Source organism: Streptomyces sp. NPDC050617, from assembly GCF_040654795.1.
Taxonomy (GTDB): domain Bacteria; phylum Actinomycetota; class Actinomycetes; order Streptomycetales; family Streptomycetaceae; genus Streptomyces.
Genome location: NZ_JBFAIS010000002.1, coordinates 271,333 through 287,330, shown reverse-complemented (window position 1 = coordinate 287,330; position 15,998 = coordinate 271,333). Strand labels below are relative to the sequence as shown.

The 15,998-nt window shown below is 72.5% G+C and carries 15 protein-coding genes; 7 read left to right on the top strand and 8 right to left on the bottom strand.

Annotated elements, in window-relative coordinates; genetic code table 11:
- The first annotated feature begins 51 nt into the window (after positions 1 to 51).
- Both htpX and AB0I49_RS03840 read left to right on the top strand, forming a co-directional pair.
- Positions 52 to 957: a zinc metalloprotease HtpX gene (gene htpX, locus AB0I49_RS03845; RefSeq protein WP_363225205.1), complete on the top strand. Its 906-nt coding sequence runs from the start codon at positions 52 to 54 to the stop codon at positions 955 to 957.
- 39 nt (positions 958 to 996) lie between these two features.
- Positions 997 to 1,578: a hypothetical protein gene (locus AB0I49_RS03840; RefSeq protein WP_363225204.1), complete on the top strand. Its 582-nt coding sequence runs from the start codon at positions 997 to 999 to the stop codon at positions 1,576 to 1,578.
- Between the two features lie 34 nt (positions 1,579 to 1,612).
- Here the strand turns inward: AB0I49_RS03840 and AB0I49_RS03835 are convergent, their stop codons facing one another.
- The 5 genes from AB0I49_RS03835 to AB0I49_RS03815 form a co-directional block, all read right to left on the bottom strand.
- Positions 1,613 to 2,065 (bottom strand): hypothetical protein, encoded by a 453-nt coding sequence (locus AB0I49_RS03835; protein ID WP_363225203.1) that lies wholly within the window; start codon positions 2,063 to 2,065, stop codon positions 1,613 to 1,615.
- Between the two features lie 64 nt (positions 2,066 to 2,129).
- On the bottom strand, positions 2,130 to 3,083 hold the full coding sequence (locus tag AB0I49_RS03830; protein WP_363225202.1) for a MerR family transcriptional regulator: 954 nt from the start codon (positions 3,081 to 3,083) through the stop codon (positions 2,130 to 2,132).
- Positions 3,084 to 3,106: 23 nt separating this feature from the next.
- A complete protein-coding gene (locus tag AB0I49_RS03825; protein ID WP_363225434.1) occupies positions 3,107 to 3,991 on the bottom strand; it encodes a metal-dependent hydrolase in 885 nt (294 codons plus the stop codon).
- 235 nt (positions 3,992 to 4,226) lie between these two features.
- Complete coding sequence (locus AB0I49_RS03820) at positions 4,227 to 6,194, bottom strand: SDR family oxidoreductase (protein WP_363225201.1); 1,968 nt, start codon at positions 6,192 to 6,194, stop codon at positions 4,227 to 4,229.
- Positions 6,191 to 7,048: a M24 family metallopeptidase gene (locus AB0I49_RS03815; RefSeq protein ID WP_363225200.1), complete on the bottom strand. Its 858-nt coding sequence runs from the start codon at positions 7,046 to 7,048 to the stop codon at positions 6,191 to 6,193. Before AB0I49_RS03815 ends, AB0I49_RS03820 begins: the two co-directional genes overlap by 4 nt.
- Before the next feature lie 221 nt (positions 7,049 to 7,269).
- Between AB0I49_RS03815 and AB0I49_RS03810 the strand changes: the two genes are divergently transcribed.
- The 5 genes from AB0I49_RS03810 (at position 7,270) to AB0I49_RS03790 (ending at position 12,387) form a co-directional block, all read left to right on the top strand.
- Positions 7,270 to 8,331: an ABC transporter ATP-binding protein gene (locus AB0I49_RS03810; protein WP_363225199.1), complete on the top strand. Its 1,062-nt coding sequence runs from the start codon at positions 7,270 to 7,272 to the stop codon at positions 8,329 to 8,331.
- Positions 8,321 to 9,238: an ABC transporter permease subunit gene (locus AB0I49_RS03805; protein ID WP_363225198.1), complete on the top strand. Its 918-nt coding sequence runs from the start codon at positions 8,321 to 8,323 to the stop codon at positions 9,236 to 9,238. The genes AB0I49_RS03810 and AB0I49_RS03805 overlap by 11 nt, the downstream gene beginning before the upstream one ends.
- Positions 9,239 to 9,296: 58 nt before the next feature.
- On the top strand, positions 9,297 to 10,208 hold the full coding sequence (locus AB0I49_RS03800; RefSeq protein WP_363225197.1) for an ABC transporter ATP-binding protein: 912 nt from the start codon (positions 9,297 to 9,299) through the stop codon (positions 10,206 to 10,208).
- A 16-nt stretch (positions 10,209 to 10,224) separates the two neighbouring features.
- Positions 10,225 to 10,944 (top strand): ABC transporter permease subunit, encoded by a 720-nt coding sequence (locus AB0I49_RS03795; protein WP_363225196.1) that lies wholly within the window; start codon positions 10,225 to 10,227, stop codon positions 10,942 to 10,944.
- 162 nt (positions 10,945 to 11,106) lie between these two features.
- Positions 11,107 to 12,387, top strand: coding sequence for an amidohydrolase (locus AB0I49_RS03790; protein WP_363225195.1), 1,281 nt, complete (start codon positions 11,107 to 11,109; stop codon positions 12,385 to 12,387).
- A 37-nt stretch (positions 12,388 to 12,424) separates the two neighbouring features.
- Here the strand turns inward: AB0I49_RS03790 and AB0I49_RS03785 are convergent, their stop codons facing one another.
- From AB0I49_RS03785 to AB0I49_RS03775, 3 genes are all read right to left on the bottom strand, one after another.
- Positions 12,425 to 13,381 carry an aminoglycoside phosphotransferase family protein gene (locus AB0I49_RS03785; RefSeq protein WP_363225194.1) on the bottom strand — a complete coding sequence of 319 codons (957 nt, stop codon included), beginning with the start codon at positions 13,379 to 13,381 and terminating at the stop codon, positions 12,425 to 12,427.
- Between the two features lie 362 nt (positions 13,382 to 13,743).
- The gene (locus AB0I49_RS03780) at positions 13,744 to 15,012 is read right to left on the bottom strand and encodes an MFS transporter (protein WP_363225193.1); all 1,269 of its coding nucleotides are present in this window, start codon (positions 15,010 to 15,012) and stop codon (positions 13,744 to 13,746) included.
- Positions 15,013 to 15,162: 150 nt separating this feature from the next.
- Positions 15,163 to 15,873, bottom strand: a complete 711-nt coding sequence (locus tag AB0I49_RS03775) for a FadR/GntR family transcriptional regulator (protein WP_363225192.1) — start codon at positions 15,871 to 15,873, stop codon at positions 15,163 to 15,165.
- Positions 15,874 to 15,998 lie beyond the last annotated feature (125 nt).

The window sequence follows — 15,998 nt, the reverse complement described above, 5'->3', positions numbered from 1 at the left end:
GAGGGAGAGGCACGGCGGGGGGCACGGTCCACAGAGCCTTGGAGGTTCCCCATGCAACGCTCACGATTCGCCCCCGACCGGGGGCTGACGACCCGCATGGTGAGCACCATGTTCTTCATCGGACTGCTCTATGTGGTGTTCGTCGGCGTGCTGCTGGTGGTGCTGCGCGGGGCCTGGCCGATCATCCTGGTGATCGCGGGCGGGCTGTTCATCGCGCAGTTCTGGTTCAGCGACCGGATCGCGGCCTTCAGCATGGGCGCCCGCGAGGTGACCCCGGAGGAGGCCCCCGAGCTGCACGGGGCCGTGGACCGGCTGTGCGCGCTCGCCGACATGGAGAAGCCGCGGGTCGCGATAGCTGACAGCGACGTGCCAAACGCCTTCGCCACGGGCCGCAGCCAGAAGAAGGCCCTGGTCTGCGCGACGACCGGGCTGCTGCGGCGGCTGGAGCCGGAGGAGCTGGAGGGCGTGCTCGCGCACGAGCTGTCGCACGTCGCCCACCGGGACGTGGCGGTCATGACGATCGCCTCCTTCCTGGGCGTGCTGGCGGGCGTCATCACCCGCATCGGGCTGTGGGGCGGCTTCCGGCGGGCCGGCGGCCGGGACAACAACGCGGCCATCGCGATGCTGCTGATCCCCCTGATCAGCGCCGTCGTCTACGCCATCAGCTTTCTGCTGACCCGGCTGCTGTCGCGCTACCGCGAGCTGTCCGCCGACCGCGCGGCCGCGCTGCTCACCGGGCGGCCCTCGGCGCTGGCCTCCGCCCTGACCAAGGTCACCGGGCAGATGTCCCAGATCCCCACCCGCGACCTGCGGCAGGCCGAGCCGTTCAACGCGTTCTACTTCGCGCCCGCGTTCTCCTCCAAGGAGAGCCTGAGCCGGCTGCTCTCCTCCCACCCGACGCTGGAGCAGCGGCTCGACCAGCTCGGCCGGATCTCGGCCCAGCTCGGCCGCCCGTAACCCGCCCACCCCCACCCTCTTCGACAGGAGCCACCGCCTGTGGGCTTTCTCGACGCCATCCTCGGCCGCAGCAAGCCGGTCCGGCCGGATCTCGACCAGCTCTTCGCCCTGCCGTCCGCCGCCATCACGCTGGAGGCGGGGGCCGGATTCACCCCCACCGGGCTCGGCTCGGTGTGCTTCGCGAGTGTCGAGGGCGGCGCCTTCACCCAGCTCCAGCAGGACGTACGGGCGCTCCTCGACGCGGACACGGAGCGCGGCGGGGTGCCCGTGGAGTTCAGCCAGGACTCGTACGGCTATACGTGGCTGCTCGCGCGGCAGCCGGCCGACGACGTGGCGGGGCTGGTCAACGACCTGCACGCGGTCAATACGCTGCTCCAGGACGGCGGCTTCGGGCCGCAGCTGCTCTGCTCCCTGCTGGGTTTCCGGGACGCGCGGCAGCGCTCGCTCGCGCTCGTCTACCTCTACAAGCGGGGCACGTTCTACCCCTTCGCGCCGCTGACCGGCGGCGACAAGCGGGACAACGGCCTGGAGCTCCAGGTGCGGGGGCTGCTCGGCGACGATCTGCGGATGGAGAAGGAGCTGAACCGCTGGTTCCCGGTGTGGGGCGCGCCAGGGCTGTGAGGGGCCCGCACCAGGCGGTCGCCGGGGCCGCGGCTCAGCGGACCCTGCTGCTGAGCCAGGGGGTCAGGGAGTGGCGCAGGATGAGTTCCTTGTAGGTCTCGTCCCCCGGCAGCGGCACCACGAGCCGCCAGCCGGGCGGGAAGAAGCGCCCTTTGACGTGGGCGAGGCCGCCGTGCACGGACCGGAGGAAGTCGGGCACGTGGTCGCGGGGGATGTCGTGGAACTCCACGGTGTCCACCGTGATCTTCGCGTCGCCCTCGGAGTACAGCTCGATGTCGATCCGGGGCGCGCCGCCGAGCTCGATGAGCGCCTCGTGCGGAAGGGACCCGTCCGCGTCGGTCACGACCCCCACCCCGGCGGCGGAGCGCCGGGCGGACCGGTCGGCGCCGATGTCGTCGGTGACCTCCACGGCCAGGCCGTGCTCGCGCGCGAACGCGCGGACGGCGGTGACGGCGGCCTCGGTGCTGGCGAAGTGCGGGCGGTCCATACCGCTCCATGATGCCGTACGGGCGTTCGTTTCCCCGTGGCCTTCCTCACCCGCCGCAGGGCGCTCAGGGGCGGGCGGTGCGGCGCGAGGACAGTTCGTCCATCGTGCGGGCCTGCACCTCGCGCAGGGTCGCGGCCGTGACGAAGGCGGCGGCGTCCTCCTCGCCGACCAGGTCGCGTACCGCGTGCAGCAGGTCGGCCGGCAGGGCGACCGGTTCGGCGGTGCGCGGCTGGGGCCGGTGCCGGCAGGGCGGCGTGGGGGAGGGGGCGGAAGCCGTCACCTCGTCGAGCTGGCACCGCAGGTAGCGGGTGGCCAGGGTGCGCATCGCGCGGGCGAGTTCGGCGTCGACGGTCTGCTGGGCGAGCGGCCGCAGGCGGCGCACCAGGGAGGCGGCCTCCGCGGCCTCGTCGTCGCTCGGGGTGTGGTCGAAGTACTGCTGGAAGACGTGTTCCGTGGTGAAGTCGAGGAAGCGCCCGGCGATGTGCTCGACCTGGGTGCGCAGTTCGCGGAGGTGGCCGGAGATGGCGAGCAGCGGGATGCCGGCGGCGTGCAGCTCGGCCGCGACGGCCAGCTCCTGCGGGCTGGGGACGAGGAACTCGTCCCGGTCGCCGGCCACCCGCACCAGGACGCCGAGCTCCACGGCGTCCTCGACGGCCTCGTCGTCCGGCTGCCCGCCGAACCGCTCGTCCAGCTCCGCGCGCGTTATCCGGCCGCTCTCCTCGTCCGTCCACGGCCCGTCGACCTCGGCGACCAGGCCCAGCACCCCGCCGAGCCCCCGGCCCGCGTCCCACGCCTCCAGCAGCTCCTTGATGGAGGCCAGGGTGAAGCCGCGGTCCAGCAGGCCGGAGATCTGCCGCAGCCGCACCAGGTGCGAGTCCCCGTACACATTGGCGCGGCCCCGGCGCTCCGGCTTCGGCAGCAGTCCGCGGTCCTGGTAGGCGCGGATCGTACGGACCGTGGCGCCGCTGCGGTGGGCCAGCTCCTCGATCCGGTACTCCGCCGGTGACTGCTCGGACACGCTCTCGCTCCTCGTGAGACTTCCTAGGAGACGGCCGCGCGGCCGACCGCGCCGGCGGCGGCCCGCGCCGCCGGCGAGGACGCCAGATACTCGACGGCCCTGCGCAGCGACCCCTCCTGCGAGGGATGGTACGACCGCCTGAAGTAGCGCGGGACGGCCGAGCCGAGTTCGCGCCAGGCGGGCAGCAGTCCCTTGCGAACGGCCCTGTTGTGCTCCCGGAGCGAGTACCGTGTGCGGCCCGCGAGTTCGGGGTCGTGGCGCAGGAGGTAGGCCGCGCCCCAGGCCCAGAGGTAGGCGATGACGGGCGCGGTGACGGCCATGCCCAGGACCCGGCGGGCGTAGCGCGGCAGCCCCGCGCCGCCGCAGTGCTGGTACATGTCGAAGGCCACGGCCCGGTGCTCGACCTCCTCCGCGCCGTGCCAGCGCAGCAGGTCGAGCATCACCGGGTCGGGCTCCGCCCGGTCGAGCCCCTCGGCGCGCAGCACCCAGTCGCCCAGCACCGCCGTGAACTGCTCTATCGCGGCGATGACCGACAGCCGGAAGCGCAGCCACTCCCGCGGCGGCACGGGCAGGCCCGGCGGCGGGCTCTCGCCGAGCAGCACGTTGAAGAGGAAGTCGACGTGCCGGGTGTACGGGCCGGTGTCCAGGTCCTGCTCGGCGAGGTGGTCGAGGACGTAGGCGTGCTGCACGCTGTGCGTCGCCTCCTGCCCCATGAAGCCCCTGACGTCCCTGAGCAGCTCCGGGTCCCGCACCAGCGGCAGGCCCTCCTTGAAGACCTTGACGAACCACCGCTCGCCCGCGGGCAGCAGCAGGTGCAGCACATTGATGACGTGGGTCGCGGTGGGCTCGTCCGGTATCCAGTGCAGCGGCGTGCGCCGCCAGTCGAACGCGACCCGCCGCGGGGATATCTCGTGGTGCTCGCCGTGCTCGTGGTGCCCGCTGTGCTCTTGGTGCTCACTGTGCTCGTGGTGCTTACTGCGCTCGCTCACCTACGGCTCCTCTCCTCCGGCACGTCCGGCTCCTCTCCGACGGCCTCCGCGCGGCCCCGCGGCGGCGGTCGGTCTCTGCGGCGGCGGTCGATCACTACAGCGGTGGTCGATCACTAACAGCGCTGGTTCGACCTCCACAGCGGAGGTTCGACCTCTACAGCGGTGGTTCGATACGGGCGACGGCGCGCAGCGCCTTCGGCGCGAAGCGGGACAGGAGGTGCGCGCCGCGCGCCTCGGGCGTGACCGGGACGACCGCCTGATTGCGGACGACGGCCTTGAGGATCGCGTCGGCCACCTTCTCCGGCGGGTAGTTGCGCATCCCGTACAGCCGGGAGGACTTGGCGCGACGGCGCCGCTGCTCGTCCTCCGAGACGCCCGTGAAGCGCGTCGTCGCGGTGATGTTGGTGTTCACGATGCCGGGGCAGACCGCCGAGACCCCGATGCCCTGGCCGGCCAGCTCGGCGCGCAGGCACTCGCTGAGCATCAGCACCGCGGCCTTGGACGTGCTGTACGCGGGCAACGCCCTGGACGGCTGGAAGGCGGCGGCGGAGGCGGTGTTGACGATGTGTCCGCCCTGCCCGCGGTCGGCCATCTGCTTGCCGAAGGTCCGGCAGCCGTGGATGACGCCCCACAGATTGACGTCCAGGACCTTCTTCCACTCCTCGGCCGAGGTGCTCATGAAGGAGCCGGACAGCCCGATGCCCGCGTTGTTGACCAGCACGTCCACGACGCCGTACTCGGCGGCGACCTTGTCGGCGAGCTTCTCCATCGCCTGCTCGTCGGCGACGTCGGCCACCTCGGCCCAGGCCGCCGGGGCGCCGATCAGCCGGGCCAGCTCGGCGGTGCGGGCCGCGCCCTCCGCGTCCCGGTCCACCGCCACCAGGCGCGCTCCGGCCTCCGCGAAGGCGAAGGCGGTGGCCCGGCCGATGCCGCTGGCCGCGCCGGTCACCAGCACCAGCTGGCCGCCGAACCGGGGCGCGTACGGGCTCCCGCCCTCCTTCGGGACGGCGCTCTTCGTGGGGTCGCCCTCCTCCTGGACGCCGATGAACTCCGTGATCCAGGCGGCCAGTTGGTCGGGCCGGGTGCGCGGCGCCCAGTGCTTGGCCGGGAGGGTGCGCCGCACCAGCCCCGGCGCCCACTGCTCCAGCTCGTCGTAGAGCTTCTCGGACAGGAAGATGTCGCCGGTCGGGACGATCAGCTGCACCGGTGCGTGGGCGTAGGCGTCGGCGCGGGGGCGGCGCATCCGGGCCCGTACGTTGTCGCGGTACAGCCACGCGCCGTGCGCCGCGTCGGTCGGCAGCGAGGGCGTGGGGTAGCCGTCGCCGGGCGTCTTCTCCAGGCGCTCCAGGATCGCGGGCCAGCGCTTGCCGAGGGGGCCGCGCCAGGCGGCTTCCGGGACCAGGGGGGTGTGCAGCGCGTACACGTACCAGGACTTGGCGCCCTGGCCGAGCAGCTGGCCGACCCGGCGGGGGGTGGGCCGCGCCGCCCGCTTCTTGATCCAGTGGCCGAAGTGGTCCAGGGACGGCCCGGAGATGGAGGTGAAGGAGGCGATCCGGCCCTCCGTGCGCCGTACGGTGGCGAACTCCCACGCCTGCACCGACCCCCAGTCGTGCCCGACCAGGTGGACCGGCGCGTCGGGGCTCACCGCGTCCGCCACGGCGAGGAAGTCGTCGGTCAGCTTCTCCAGCGTGAAGCCGCCGCGCAGCGGCCGGGGCGCCGTGGACCGGCCGCAGCCGCGCACGTCGTAGAGGACCACGTGGAAGCGGTCGGCGAGCCGCCCGGCGACGCGGGACCAGACCTCCTTGCTGTCCGGGTAGCCGTGCACCAGCACCACCGTCGGCCGGGCGGCGTCGCCCAGCTCCGCGACGCACAGCTCGACGCCGCCCGTGGCGACCCACCGCTCGCGCGCCCCCTCCAGCCCGCCGAGGCCGTCCGGCAGCCCCTGCCGCGCCCCCTCCCGAGCCCCCTGAGGAACCGCGCCCTGGCCCTGAGGAACCGACGCCTGAGGAACCGCCCCCTGACCCTGAGGAACCGCCCCCTGGGGACCATCCCCGCCAGCCGTCAAGTCCGGCTTCCCGCCCGGTTTCCCGTCGGTTTCCCCGCTCCGGAACTCGCTGCTCATGCGGCCCTCTCCTCTTCCTCCTGCTGCCGTCGCCGCACGTGCGGCAGATCGTCGTCCAGCCAAAAGGCGCTCTCCTGGGGGTCACGGGAGTCCGTGACGACCAGGAGCTCCTCGAACTTCGCGCCCGTACCCCGGAATCCGAGGTGCGGTTCGACCGCCCACAGTCCCGGCCGCGGCGGGTGGTCGGAGAAGGTGTACGGGCTCCACAGCGGCGACCAGCCGTCCCGGTGGCCGTGCAGCGCGTCGGACGCCAGCCCCTTGAGCGACTGCGTGCCGAACCCGAAGACATGCGGCGACCAGCGGCGCTCCTTGACCCGGCCCACCTTGTGGGCGATCACGCCGAACGGATAGGCGCGGTGCCGGTTGGCGTACCCCTGGCGCACCATGAGCCGCTCCACGTCCTCGTAGATCTCGCGCAGCGGGCGGCGCTCGCGCACCTCGGTCAGGATCAGCTCGCGGTGCGCCCGCAGGTCGTCGAAGAGCCGGTCGTGCAGCGGATTGAGCCCCAGCGCGCCCGAATACCCGATGTCGGCGGTGAACCCGCCGTGCACCGGGGCCATGTCGAGGATGAACGGCATCCCCGGCTCCAGCCGCCGGTTGGTGGGGAAGAACTGGAGCGGCACCCTGAAGTTCACGAACGCCGTGCGGTCCCCGAACCACGCGAAGGGCAGGTGGAACCAGTCCCGCACCCCGCGCGCCCGCAGCCACTCCCGCTGCATCCGCGCCGCCTCCCGCTCGGTCACCCCCGGCCTGAGCTGGGCGGCGACCGCTTCGGCGCACGCGTACGCCAGGCGCTGCACCTGCCTGAAACCGCGCAGCTCCGCGGTGAGTTCTCGGTCGACAGCTGAGGTCATGGCCATCTGTCCGTCCGGTCCGTGAGCAGGGGCCCCCGGAAGCGCCCAGTGAGGGGCCGGGGTCAGTCCGTAACTTGACACTGATGAATGTGACAATGCCCGGCGGCTGCGTCAAGAGGTGTGGCCGCCCTGTGGATAACTCGGGGTAACCCCTCCAACCCCCTACGGGCGTGTCAGACCCGAGGACTACACGCATCCCGTTATCTGGGGTGACGCCCGCTGTGGCGCGCGCCACTACCGTCAAGGGCGTGACTGTGATCGCTATCGAAAGCCTGAGCAAGCGGTTCCCACGGGTGACCGCGCTTGACCGGCTCTCCGTCGACATCACGCCGGGAGTGACCGGCCTGGTGGGCGCGAACGGAGCCGGCAAGTCGACGCTGATCAAGATTCTGCTCGGCCTGTCCCCCGCCACCGAGGGCCGGGCCGCGGTGCTCGGGCTCGACGTCGCGACGGAGGGCAGCGCCATCCGCGAGCGGGTCGGGTACATGCCCGAGCACGACTGCCTGCCGCCCGACGTCTCGGCGACCGAGTTCGTCGTCCACATGGCGCGGATGTCCGGGCTGCCGCCCACCGCCGCCCGCGAGCGGACCGCCGACACGCTGCGCCATGTCGGCCTCTACGAGGAGCGGTACCGCCCCATCGGCGGCTACTCGACGGGCATGAAGCAGCGCGTGAAGCTCGCCCAGGCGCTCGTGCACGACCCGAAGCTGGTGCTCCTCGACGAGCCGACCAACGGCCTCGACCCGGTCGGCCGGGACGAGATGCTCGGCCTGATCCGCCGCGTGCACACCGACTTCGGGATCTCGGTCCTGGTCACCTCGCACCTGCTCGGCGAGCTGGAGCGCACCTGCGACCACGTGGTGGTCATCGACGGCGGCAAGCTGCTGCGCTCCAGCTCCACCAGCGACTTCACGCAGACCACGGCGTCCCTCGCGGTGGAGGTCACGGACACCGACGCCCACCCGGACGGCACCAAGGCGCTCGGCAAGGCCCTCGCCGACGCCGGGCTCGCCGTCAAGCCCCTGGGGCGCTCCTCGGACAGCGCGTACGCCGCCGGGCACGTCCTGCTGGTGGACGTCGAGGGCGAGGAGACGTACGACGTCGTGCGCGACACGGTCGCCGGGCTGGGCCTGGGCCTGATCCGGATGGAGCAGCGCCGCCACCACATCGCCGAGATCTTCCGCGACGACGACAGCGACAGCACGAGCGCCGGCGCCGGAGCGTCCGGCGGCCACGCGCGCCCCGACGCGAACGAGAAGGGAGCCGCCCACCATGTCGCCTGAGACCAGGTCCGGCACCAAGGCAGCGGCCGCCCCGGCCGCCGACGTCATCCACAACATTGGTTACCGGAATTACGACGGGCCCCGCCTGGGCCGCGCGTACGCCCGCCGCTCGCTCTTCTCGCAGAGCCTGCGCGGCGCGTACGGCCTGGGGCGCTCCGCGAAGTCCAAGGTCCTGCCGATGATCCTGCTGGCCGTGATGTGCGCGCCGTCCGTCATCATCGTGGCCGTCACCATCACGACGCAGCAGGAGAAGCTGCCCGTCCAGTACACGCGGTACGCGATCCTCCTCCAGGGCGTCATCGGCCTCTTCCTGGCCGCCCAGGCCCCGCAGTCCGTCTCCCGCGACCTGCGCTACAAGAGCGTGCCGCTCTATTTCTCGCGCCCCATCGAGCGCGTCGACTACGTGGCCGCCAAGCTCGCCGCGATGGCGTCGGCCCTCTTCATACTGACCGCCGTGCCGCTGGTGATCCTGTATATCGGTTCGCTGCTCGCCAAACTCGACTTCGTCGACCAGACGAAGGGATTCGCGCAAGGACTCGTCTCCGTGGCCCTGCTCTCGCTCCTGTTCGCCGGCATCGGCCTGGTCGTCGCGGCCCTCACCCCGCGCCGCGGGTTCGGCGTCGCCGCCGTCATCGCCGTGCTGACCATCTCCTACGGGGCGGTCTCCACCGTCCAGGGCATCGCGGACTCCCGTGGCACCACCGACGTGGTCCCCTGGCTGGGCCTCTTCTCGCCGATCACGATCATCGACGGCGTGCAGACGGCGTTCCTGTCCGCCTCCTCGTCCTTCCCCGGCGGTCACGGCCCCGGGGCCGGCCTGGGCGCGCTCTACGTCCTCGTGCTCCTCGGCCTGATCGCCGGCTCGTACGGGCTGCTGATGCGCCGCTACCGAAAGGTCGGGCTGTGACCGCCGAGACCGCCGATCAGCCGTCCACCACCACCCCCCGAAGGAACGGGCTGCGTCCATGACGACCATCCATATCGACAACGTCTCGCGCTGGTTCGGCAATGTGGTCGCCGTCAACGACGTCTCCATGCGGGTGGGCCCCGGCGTGACCGGACTGCTCGGCCCCAACGGCGCGGGGAAATCGACCCTCATCAACATGATGGGCGGCTTCCTGGCCCCCTCCACCGGCACCGCCACCCTCGACGGCGCGACGATCTGGCGCAACGAGGGGATCTACCGGCACATCGGGATCGTCCCCGAGCGCGAGGGGATGTACGACTTCCTGACCGGCCGCGAATTCGTCGTGGCCAACGCCGAGTTGCACGGGCTGGGCGCCAAGGAGGCCCAACGTGCCCTGGCCACGGTCGAGATGGAGCACGCCCAGGACCGGAAGATCGCCACGTACAGCAAGGGCATGCGGCAGCGCGTGAAGATGGCGTCCGCCCTCGTGCACGAGCCCGCGGTGCTCCTCCTGGACGAGCCGTTCAACGGCATGGACCCGCGCCAGCGCATGCAGCTGATGGACCTCCTGCGGCAGATGGGCGCCGACGGCCGTACGGTGCTGTTCTCCTCCCACATCCTGGAGGAGGTCGAGCAGCTCGCCGCGCACATCGAGGTGATCGTCGCGGGCCGGCACGCCGCCTCCGGCGACTTCCGCAAGATCCGCCGCCTGATGACGGACCGCCCGCACCGCTACGTCGTACGCTCCAGCGACGACCGGGCGCTGGCCGCGGCCCTCATCGCCGACCCGTCCACGGCGGGCATCGAGGTCGATCTCGGCGAGGGCGCGCTGCACATCCAGGCCGTGGACTTCGCCCGCTTCACCGAGTTCCTGCCGCGGGTCGCGCGGGACCGGTCCATCCGGCTGTTCACGGTCTCGCCCTCGGACGAGTCCCTGGAATCGGTCTTCTCCTACCTCGTAGCGGCCTGAAAGGAGCCTTGAAGCGATGTACAACCACACCGTCGCCCGGCTCACCTACCGGGCCCTCCTCGGCCGCCGCCGAGCCCTCATCCTGTGCGCGCTGCCCGTGCTGCTGGTGGTCATCGCGGCGGCCATCCGCGCCATGACCGGAGCCGACGACCAGACCGCCGCCGACGTCCTGGGCGGCTTCGCGCTCGCCACCATGGTCCCGCTGATCGGCGTCATCGCCGGTACGGGCGCGATCGGCCCGGAGATCGACGACGGCTCCGTCGTCTATCTGCTGGCCAAGCCCGTCAAGCGGCCCACGATCATCTTCACGAAGCTGCTCGTGGCGGTCGGCGTGAGCGTCGTCTTCTCGGCTGTGCCGACCCTGATCGCCGGGTTCCTGCTCAACGGCAACAGCCAGCAGATCGCGGTGGCCTACGCCGTCGCCGCGGCCGTCGCCTCCGTCGCCTACAGCGCGATCTTCCTGCTGCTGGGCACCGTCACCCGGCACGCGGTCGTCGTCGGCCTGGTCTACGCGCTCGTGTGGGAGGCCCTGTTCGGCAGCGTCGTCGAAGGGGCGCGCACCCTCAGCGTCCAGCAGTGGGCCCTGGCCCTCGCCCAGAAGATCGGCGCGGACGGGGCGATCACCTCGGCGGTCGGGCTGCCGCTCGCGCTGATCCTGCTGATCGGCGTCACCGTCGTCGCCACCTGGTACGCGGGCCAGAAGCTGCGCTCGCTGACGGTCGCCGGCGACGACTGACCTCCGCCCGGGGCCCGTTGGGCTCCCCCGACGCACCCAGCGCCGACCCGGCCGCTGACGACGCCACCGCCCCGCGCGGTGGCGTTGTCAGTGCCCAGGCGTACAACTGTGCTGAGAGTGGGAGTGTGTGGGGGAAGCGGCAACCGAGCAGAGGAGCGCGTGATGACAACGGCGACACGAACGGTTCTCGACGGCCTGGACGGCATCAAGGAGCCCTTGACGGACCTCTACCGCGATCTGCACGCCCACCCCGAGCTGTCCTTCGCCGAACACCGCACCGCCGCCGAGGTCGCCCGCCGCGCCGCCTCGTACGGGTACGAGGTGACCGAGGGCGTCGGCCGCACTGGCGTCGTCGCGGTGCTGCGCAACGGCGCGGGCCCCACCGTGCTGCTGCGCGCCGACTTCGACGGCCTGCCCGTACGCGAACAGACCGGCCTGCCGTACGCGTCGACCGCCACCGGCACCGACCCGGACGGCAACGAGGTCCCGGTCATGCACGCCTGCGGCCACGACATGCACGTCACCTGCCTGCTGGGCACGCTCCAGCTCCTCGCGGCGGGCCGCGAGCACTGGTCCGGCACGGTGCTCGGCGTCTTCCAGCCCGCCGAGGAGCTCGGCCAGGGCGCTCGGGCCATGCTCGACGACGGCCTGTACGACCGGTTCGGCACCCCGGACGTCGTCCTCGGCCAGCACGTGGTGCCGATGCCCGCCGGCATGGCCGGCTGCCACCCCGGCCCCGCCTTCTCCGCCACCGACACCCTGCGCGTACGGCTGTACGGGCGCGGCGGCCACGCCTCGCGGCCGGAGGCGACGGTCGACCCGGTGGTGATGGCCGCCGCCACGGTGATGCGGCTGCAGACGGTCGTCTCCCGCGAGGTCGCCGGAGGCGACACGGCGGTGGTGACGGTCGGCTCCATCCAGGCCGGCACCAAGGACAACATCATCCCGGACGTGGCCGAGATCAAGGTCAACATCCGCAGCTACACCGAGCCCGTACGCGCGCGGGTGCTCGCGGCGGTGAAGCGGATCGTACGGGCGGAGGCCGCCGCCTCGGGCGCGGAGCGGGAGCCCGACATCGAGACCGTCGACGCCTTCCCGGTCCTCGTCAACGACGCGGACGCGGTGCGCCGCACCATGGCGGCCATCGGCGGCGAACTGGGCGCGGACCGCGTCCTGGACCCCGGGCCCATCACCGGGAGCGAGGACGTCGGCCTCCTCGCGACCGCGGCCGGGGCCCCGCTCTGCTACTGGCTCTTCGGGGGCATCGAACCGGAGGACTACGAGACCGCCCGGAAGGCGGGCACCATGGACAAGGACGTGGCGTACAACCACTCCCCGTTCTTCGCCCCGCTCGCTGAACCGACGGTCACCACGGGCGTCAGGGCGTTCACCGCCGGAGCGCTCGCCTGGCTGGGCCCGGACGCCGCTTCAACGGGTCAGTAGCCTCAGCGGAGCACTGACCTCAACGGGGGCAGCAGCCTCAACGGGGCAGCAGGGCGCGGGCCACCGCCGCCTGATCCGGTCGTACGGCGTGCTCGCCGTCCGCCACGTCCCACAGGGAGTTCTGCAGCACCCGGCCGAGTGTCCAGCGCGCCGCCCGCTCCCGGTCCAGGCCGACCACTTCGGTCATGAGGTCGAAGCGGCGGCGGACGGCGCGCCGCACGTCGCCGGTGGCCGCGATGTCCCCCCACCGGTTGTGGAGGGCGGGCATCAAATCGAAGCCGGGGTCTCCGGCGAGCGGCTTGGGGTCGATGGCCAGCCACGTCCCCCGGTCCGAACCGAGCGGTGGGGCCAGCACGTTCTCGTAGTGCAGGTCCCAGTGCAGCAGCCGGTCCCCGGGCTCGTCGAGGACTTCGCGCACCGCCGCGGCGCACTGCCGCAGCAGGGCGCGGTCGGCCGGGTCGGACAGCTCGGGCAGCGCCTTCGGCACGTCGTCGAGCATGGCGGCGGCGATGTCGGCCAGGGTCCGCATCCCGGCGGGGGCGGGGTAGGACACGAGGTGGGCCAGCAGTTCGGAGAGGTCCGTGAGGGCCGCTTCGGCGTCCTCCACGTGGTCGAGCGAGCGCTCGGCGTCGAGCCGTTCCAGGAGCATCGTCCCGGACTCGGCGTCGTGCTCCAGCAGCCGTACGGTCCGGTCGCCGCCCCAGGCCCGTAGCGCTACGGGCTCGCCGGCGCTCTCCTCGTCCAGGGGTTGGAGTTTGAGGGCGGCCGGGGTGCCGTCGTCGCGCACGACGGGCAGGACGAGGGCGACCATGCCGTGCATGGGCGCGCCGGCCCGGCGCAGCCGCCAGCGGCCGAGGAACTGGGCGGCCAGGGTGGGGAGGGTGCGGATCCAGGGGGTGCCGTCGCGGAGGACGTATTCGGGGTATCCGGCGTGGAACTCGGCCAGTTTGGCGGGGACGGTGACGGGGGTGGGGGTGGCGGGGTGCGGGAGCATGGGGTCAGTTTGCCGGTGGGCGGGGGCGGTGGGCCGGGAATTTCCGGGGCGGCGGCGCCCCTGGCGGCCGGTCCTCAAGCGCCGGACGGGCTGGGGGGTGGTGCGGGTCGACCGCCGGGTGCACGCCGTCCTCGGCTGATGCCCGGGGCGCTGCCCCGAACCCCGGTCCTCAAACGCCGGACGGGCTGATTCGGCCGGGGGCGGTTGTCGCGCGGCCGGGGTCGGTAGTCGTGCGGCCGGGGTCGGTTGTCGTGCGGCCGAGGACGGCTGTCGTGTGGCCGGGGGCGGTTGTCGCGTGCGGGCCGTTTGTCCTCGAATGCCGGACGGGCTGCGGTGAGCCCGTCCGGCGTTGGGGAGGGGGGTCAGATCTTGCGGTCGCGGCCGGCGCCGAGGCCGAGGAGGACGAGGCCGACGCAGACCGCGAGGAGGATCGCGATCGGGGTGGACCAGCCGCCGGTGACCTGGTGGACCGCGCCGAGGGCGAGCGGGCCCGCGGCGGCCAGGAGGTAGCCCCAGGTCTGGGCCATGCCCGAGAGGCGGGCGGCGGTGTGCGCGTCGCGGGTGCGCAGCACCATCATCGTGAGGGCGAGGCCGAGCGCGCCGCCCTGTCCGACGCCGAGCAGCGCGGCCCACACCCAGGCCCCGGCCACCGGCGCGACCAGCAGGCCGGCGATGCCCGCCGCCATCAGGACGACGACGCCGACGGACAGCATCCGCTGGCTGCGCATCCGGCCGGCGAGCATCGGCACGACGAACGAACCGACCATCTGCACCAGCGTGTTGAAGGCGAAGACCAGTCCGGCCTGGCTCTTGCTCATGCCGTGGTCGGTGAAGATCGTCGGCATCCAGGCGATGCAGACGTACGCGACCAGCGACTGCGAGCCCATGAACAGCGTGACCTGCCAGGCGAGCGGCGAACGCGAGAGGTTCGGGCCGTCCTCGACGAGGTGCTTCGGGGTGGCGGCGGCAGCGCCGTGCTTGGTGCCGCGGCGGGCGATGATCACCTGGGGGATCCAGACGACGGCCGCGACCGCGGCCAGTACGGACCAGGAGGCGAGTGAGCCGCGCCAGCCGCCGAGGGCGTTCTCCAGCGGCACGGCGGCGGCGGCCGAGGCGGTCGCGCCCAGGATCATCGCGGTCGAGTAGAGCGCGGTCATGCCCGCGGCCTTGTCCGGGAAGTCCCGCTTGATCAGACCGGGCATCAACACGTTGAGCAGGGCTATCGCGGTGCCGACGAGCGCGCAGCCGACGAACAGCGCGACGACGGGCGGCGCGATGCGCAGCAGGATGCCGCCGCACAGCAGCGCGAGCGCGCCGAAGAGCACCGTCTCGGTGCCCCAGCGGCGGGCCAGCTTGGGGGCGGCGATCGAGCCGAGGCCCATGAAGACCAGGGGGATGGTGGTGACCAGGCTGCTCACGGTGGCCGAGAGGCCGAAGTGGTCGCCGATCTCGCCGAGCAGCGGGGAGACGCCCGAGAGGGCGGCGCGCATGTTGAGCGAGGCCAGCACGATGCCGAGCAGGATCAGCGCCGGGTGGGCCCGCAGCCGACGCCGGGCCTCGGCCACGGGTGGCGCGGGCGACAGATCCTCCTCCGCGTCGATCAGTGGTGCTTCGGACCTCGTCTCCGACATGGTTCGCCTCTCCGAATGTGAGTACCTAGGTGGTGGATGCATGTATGTGGACGGATGGAACCGCGGATGGATCCGCGGCGCGCGGGGGCGGCCGCCGGCCCGGCGGTCGGCCCCCGGCCGACTCAGTGCTCAGTGCTCAGAGCGCAGAGCTCAGAGTGCGGCCAGCAACGCCTCGACAGCCTGTTTCGGCCGTGCGAGCAGCTCGCGGGCCGCGCGCTCGGCGGCCTCGGGATCGCCCGACGCGATGGCGTCGAGCACGGCCCGGTGGTCGCCGTGGATGACCCTCGGCATCTCGTGGTCGCCGAGCGACGAGACCAGCGCCTCCCGCACCGAGCTGGCGAACCAGCCGTACGTCGCCGTCAGCGCGGCGTTGTGCGCGGCCTCGACCACGGCCTTGTGGAACTCGACGTCGTGGTCGGCGTACAGCTCCAGGCTCCCGGAGGCGGGCTGGCCCTCCGCGTCCTCCAGCCGCGTCTGCGCGTCCAGCGCCGCCGCCATCCGTTGCAGGTCGGCGGGCTCGTGGCGCAGCGCGGCCAGCCGGGCGGCCTCCGCCTCCAGCGCGATCCGCAGCTCCAGCACGTCCCGGACCCCGGCCCGCTGCACGCCCCGCATGATGTCCCCGGGGTCGGCCATGGAGACCACGAAGGTCCCCTCGCCCTGCCGTGAACGCAGCATTCCGGCGTGTACGAGTACGCGCACCGCTTCGCGGACGGTGTTCCGCCCGACCTGGAGCTGTTCGGCCAGCGCGTGCTCGGTGGGGATGCGCTCCCCGACCCGCCACTCGCCCGCCGCCAGCTGCGCGCGCAGCTGATCGACGACGGTGTCCACGAGGGACTGCCGCCCCGCCGCCTGCAATGCCATGCGCATGCTCCCCATGCCGAAAGGTCGAACAGTGCCGAAACGCTCGGACAGTGCCGAAAGGTCGGACAGTGCCGAAATGCCGATCGCCGGTACCAGAGAGCGTCTCAGTGGCCCGGTTGCCCAGT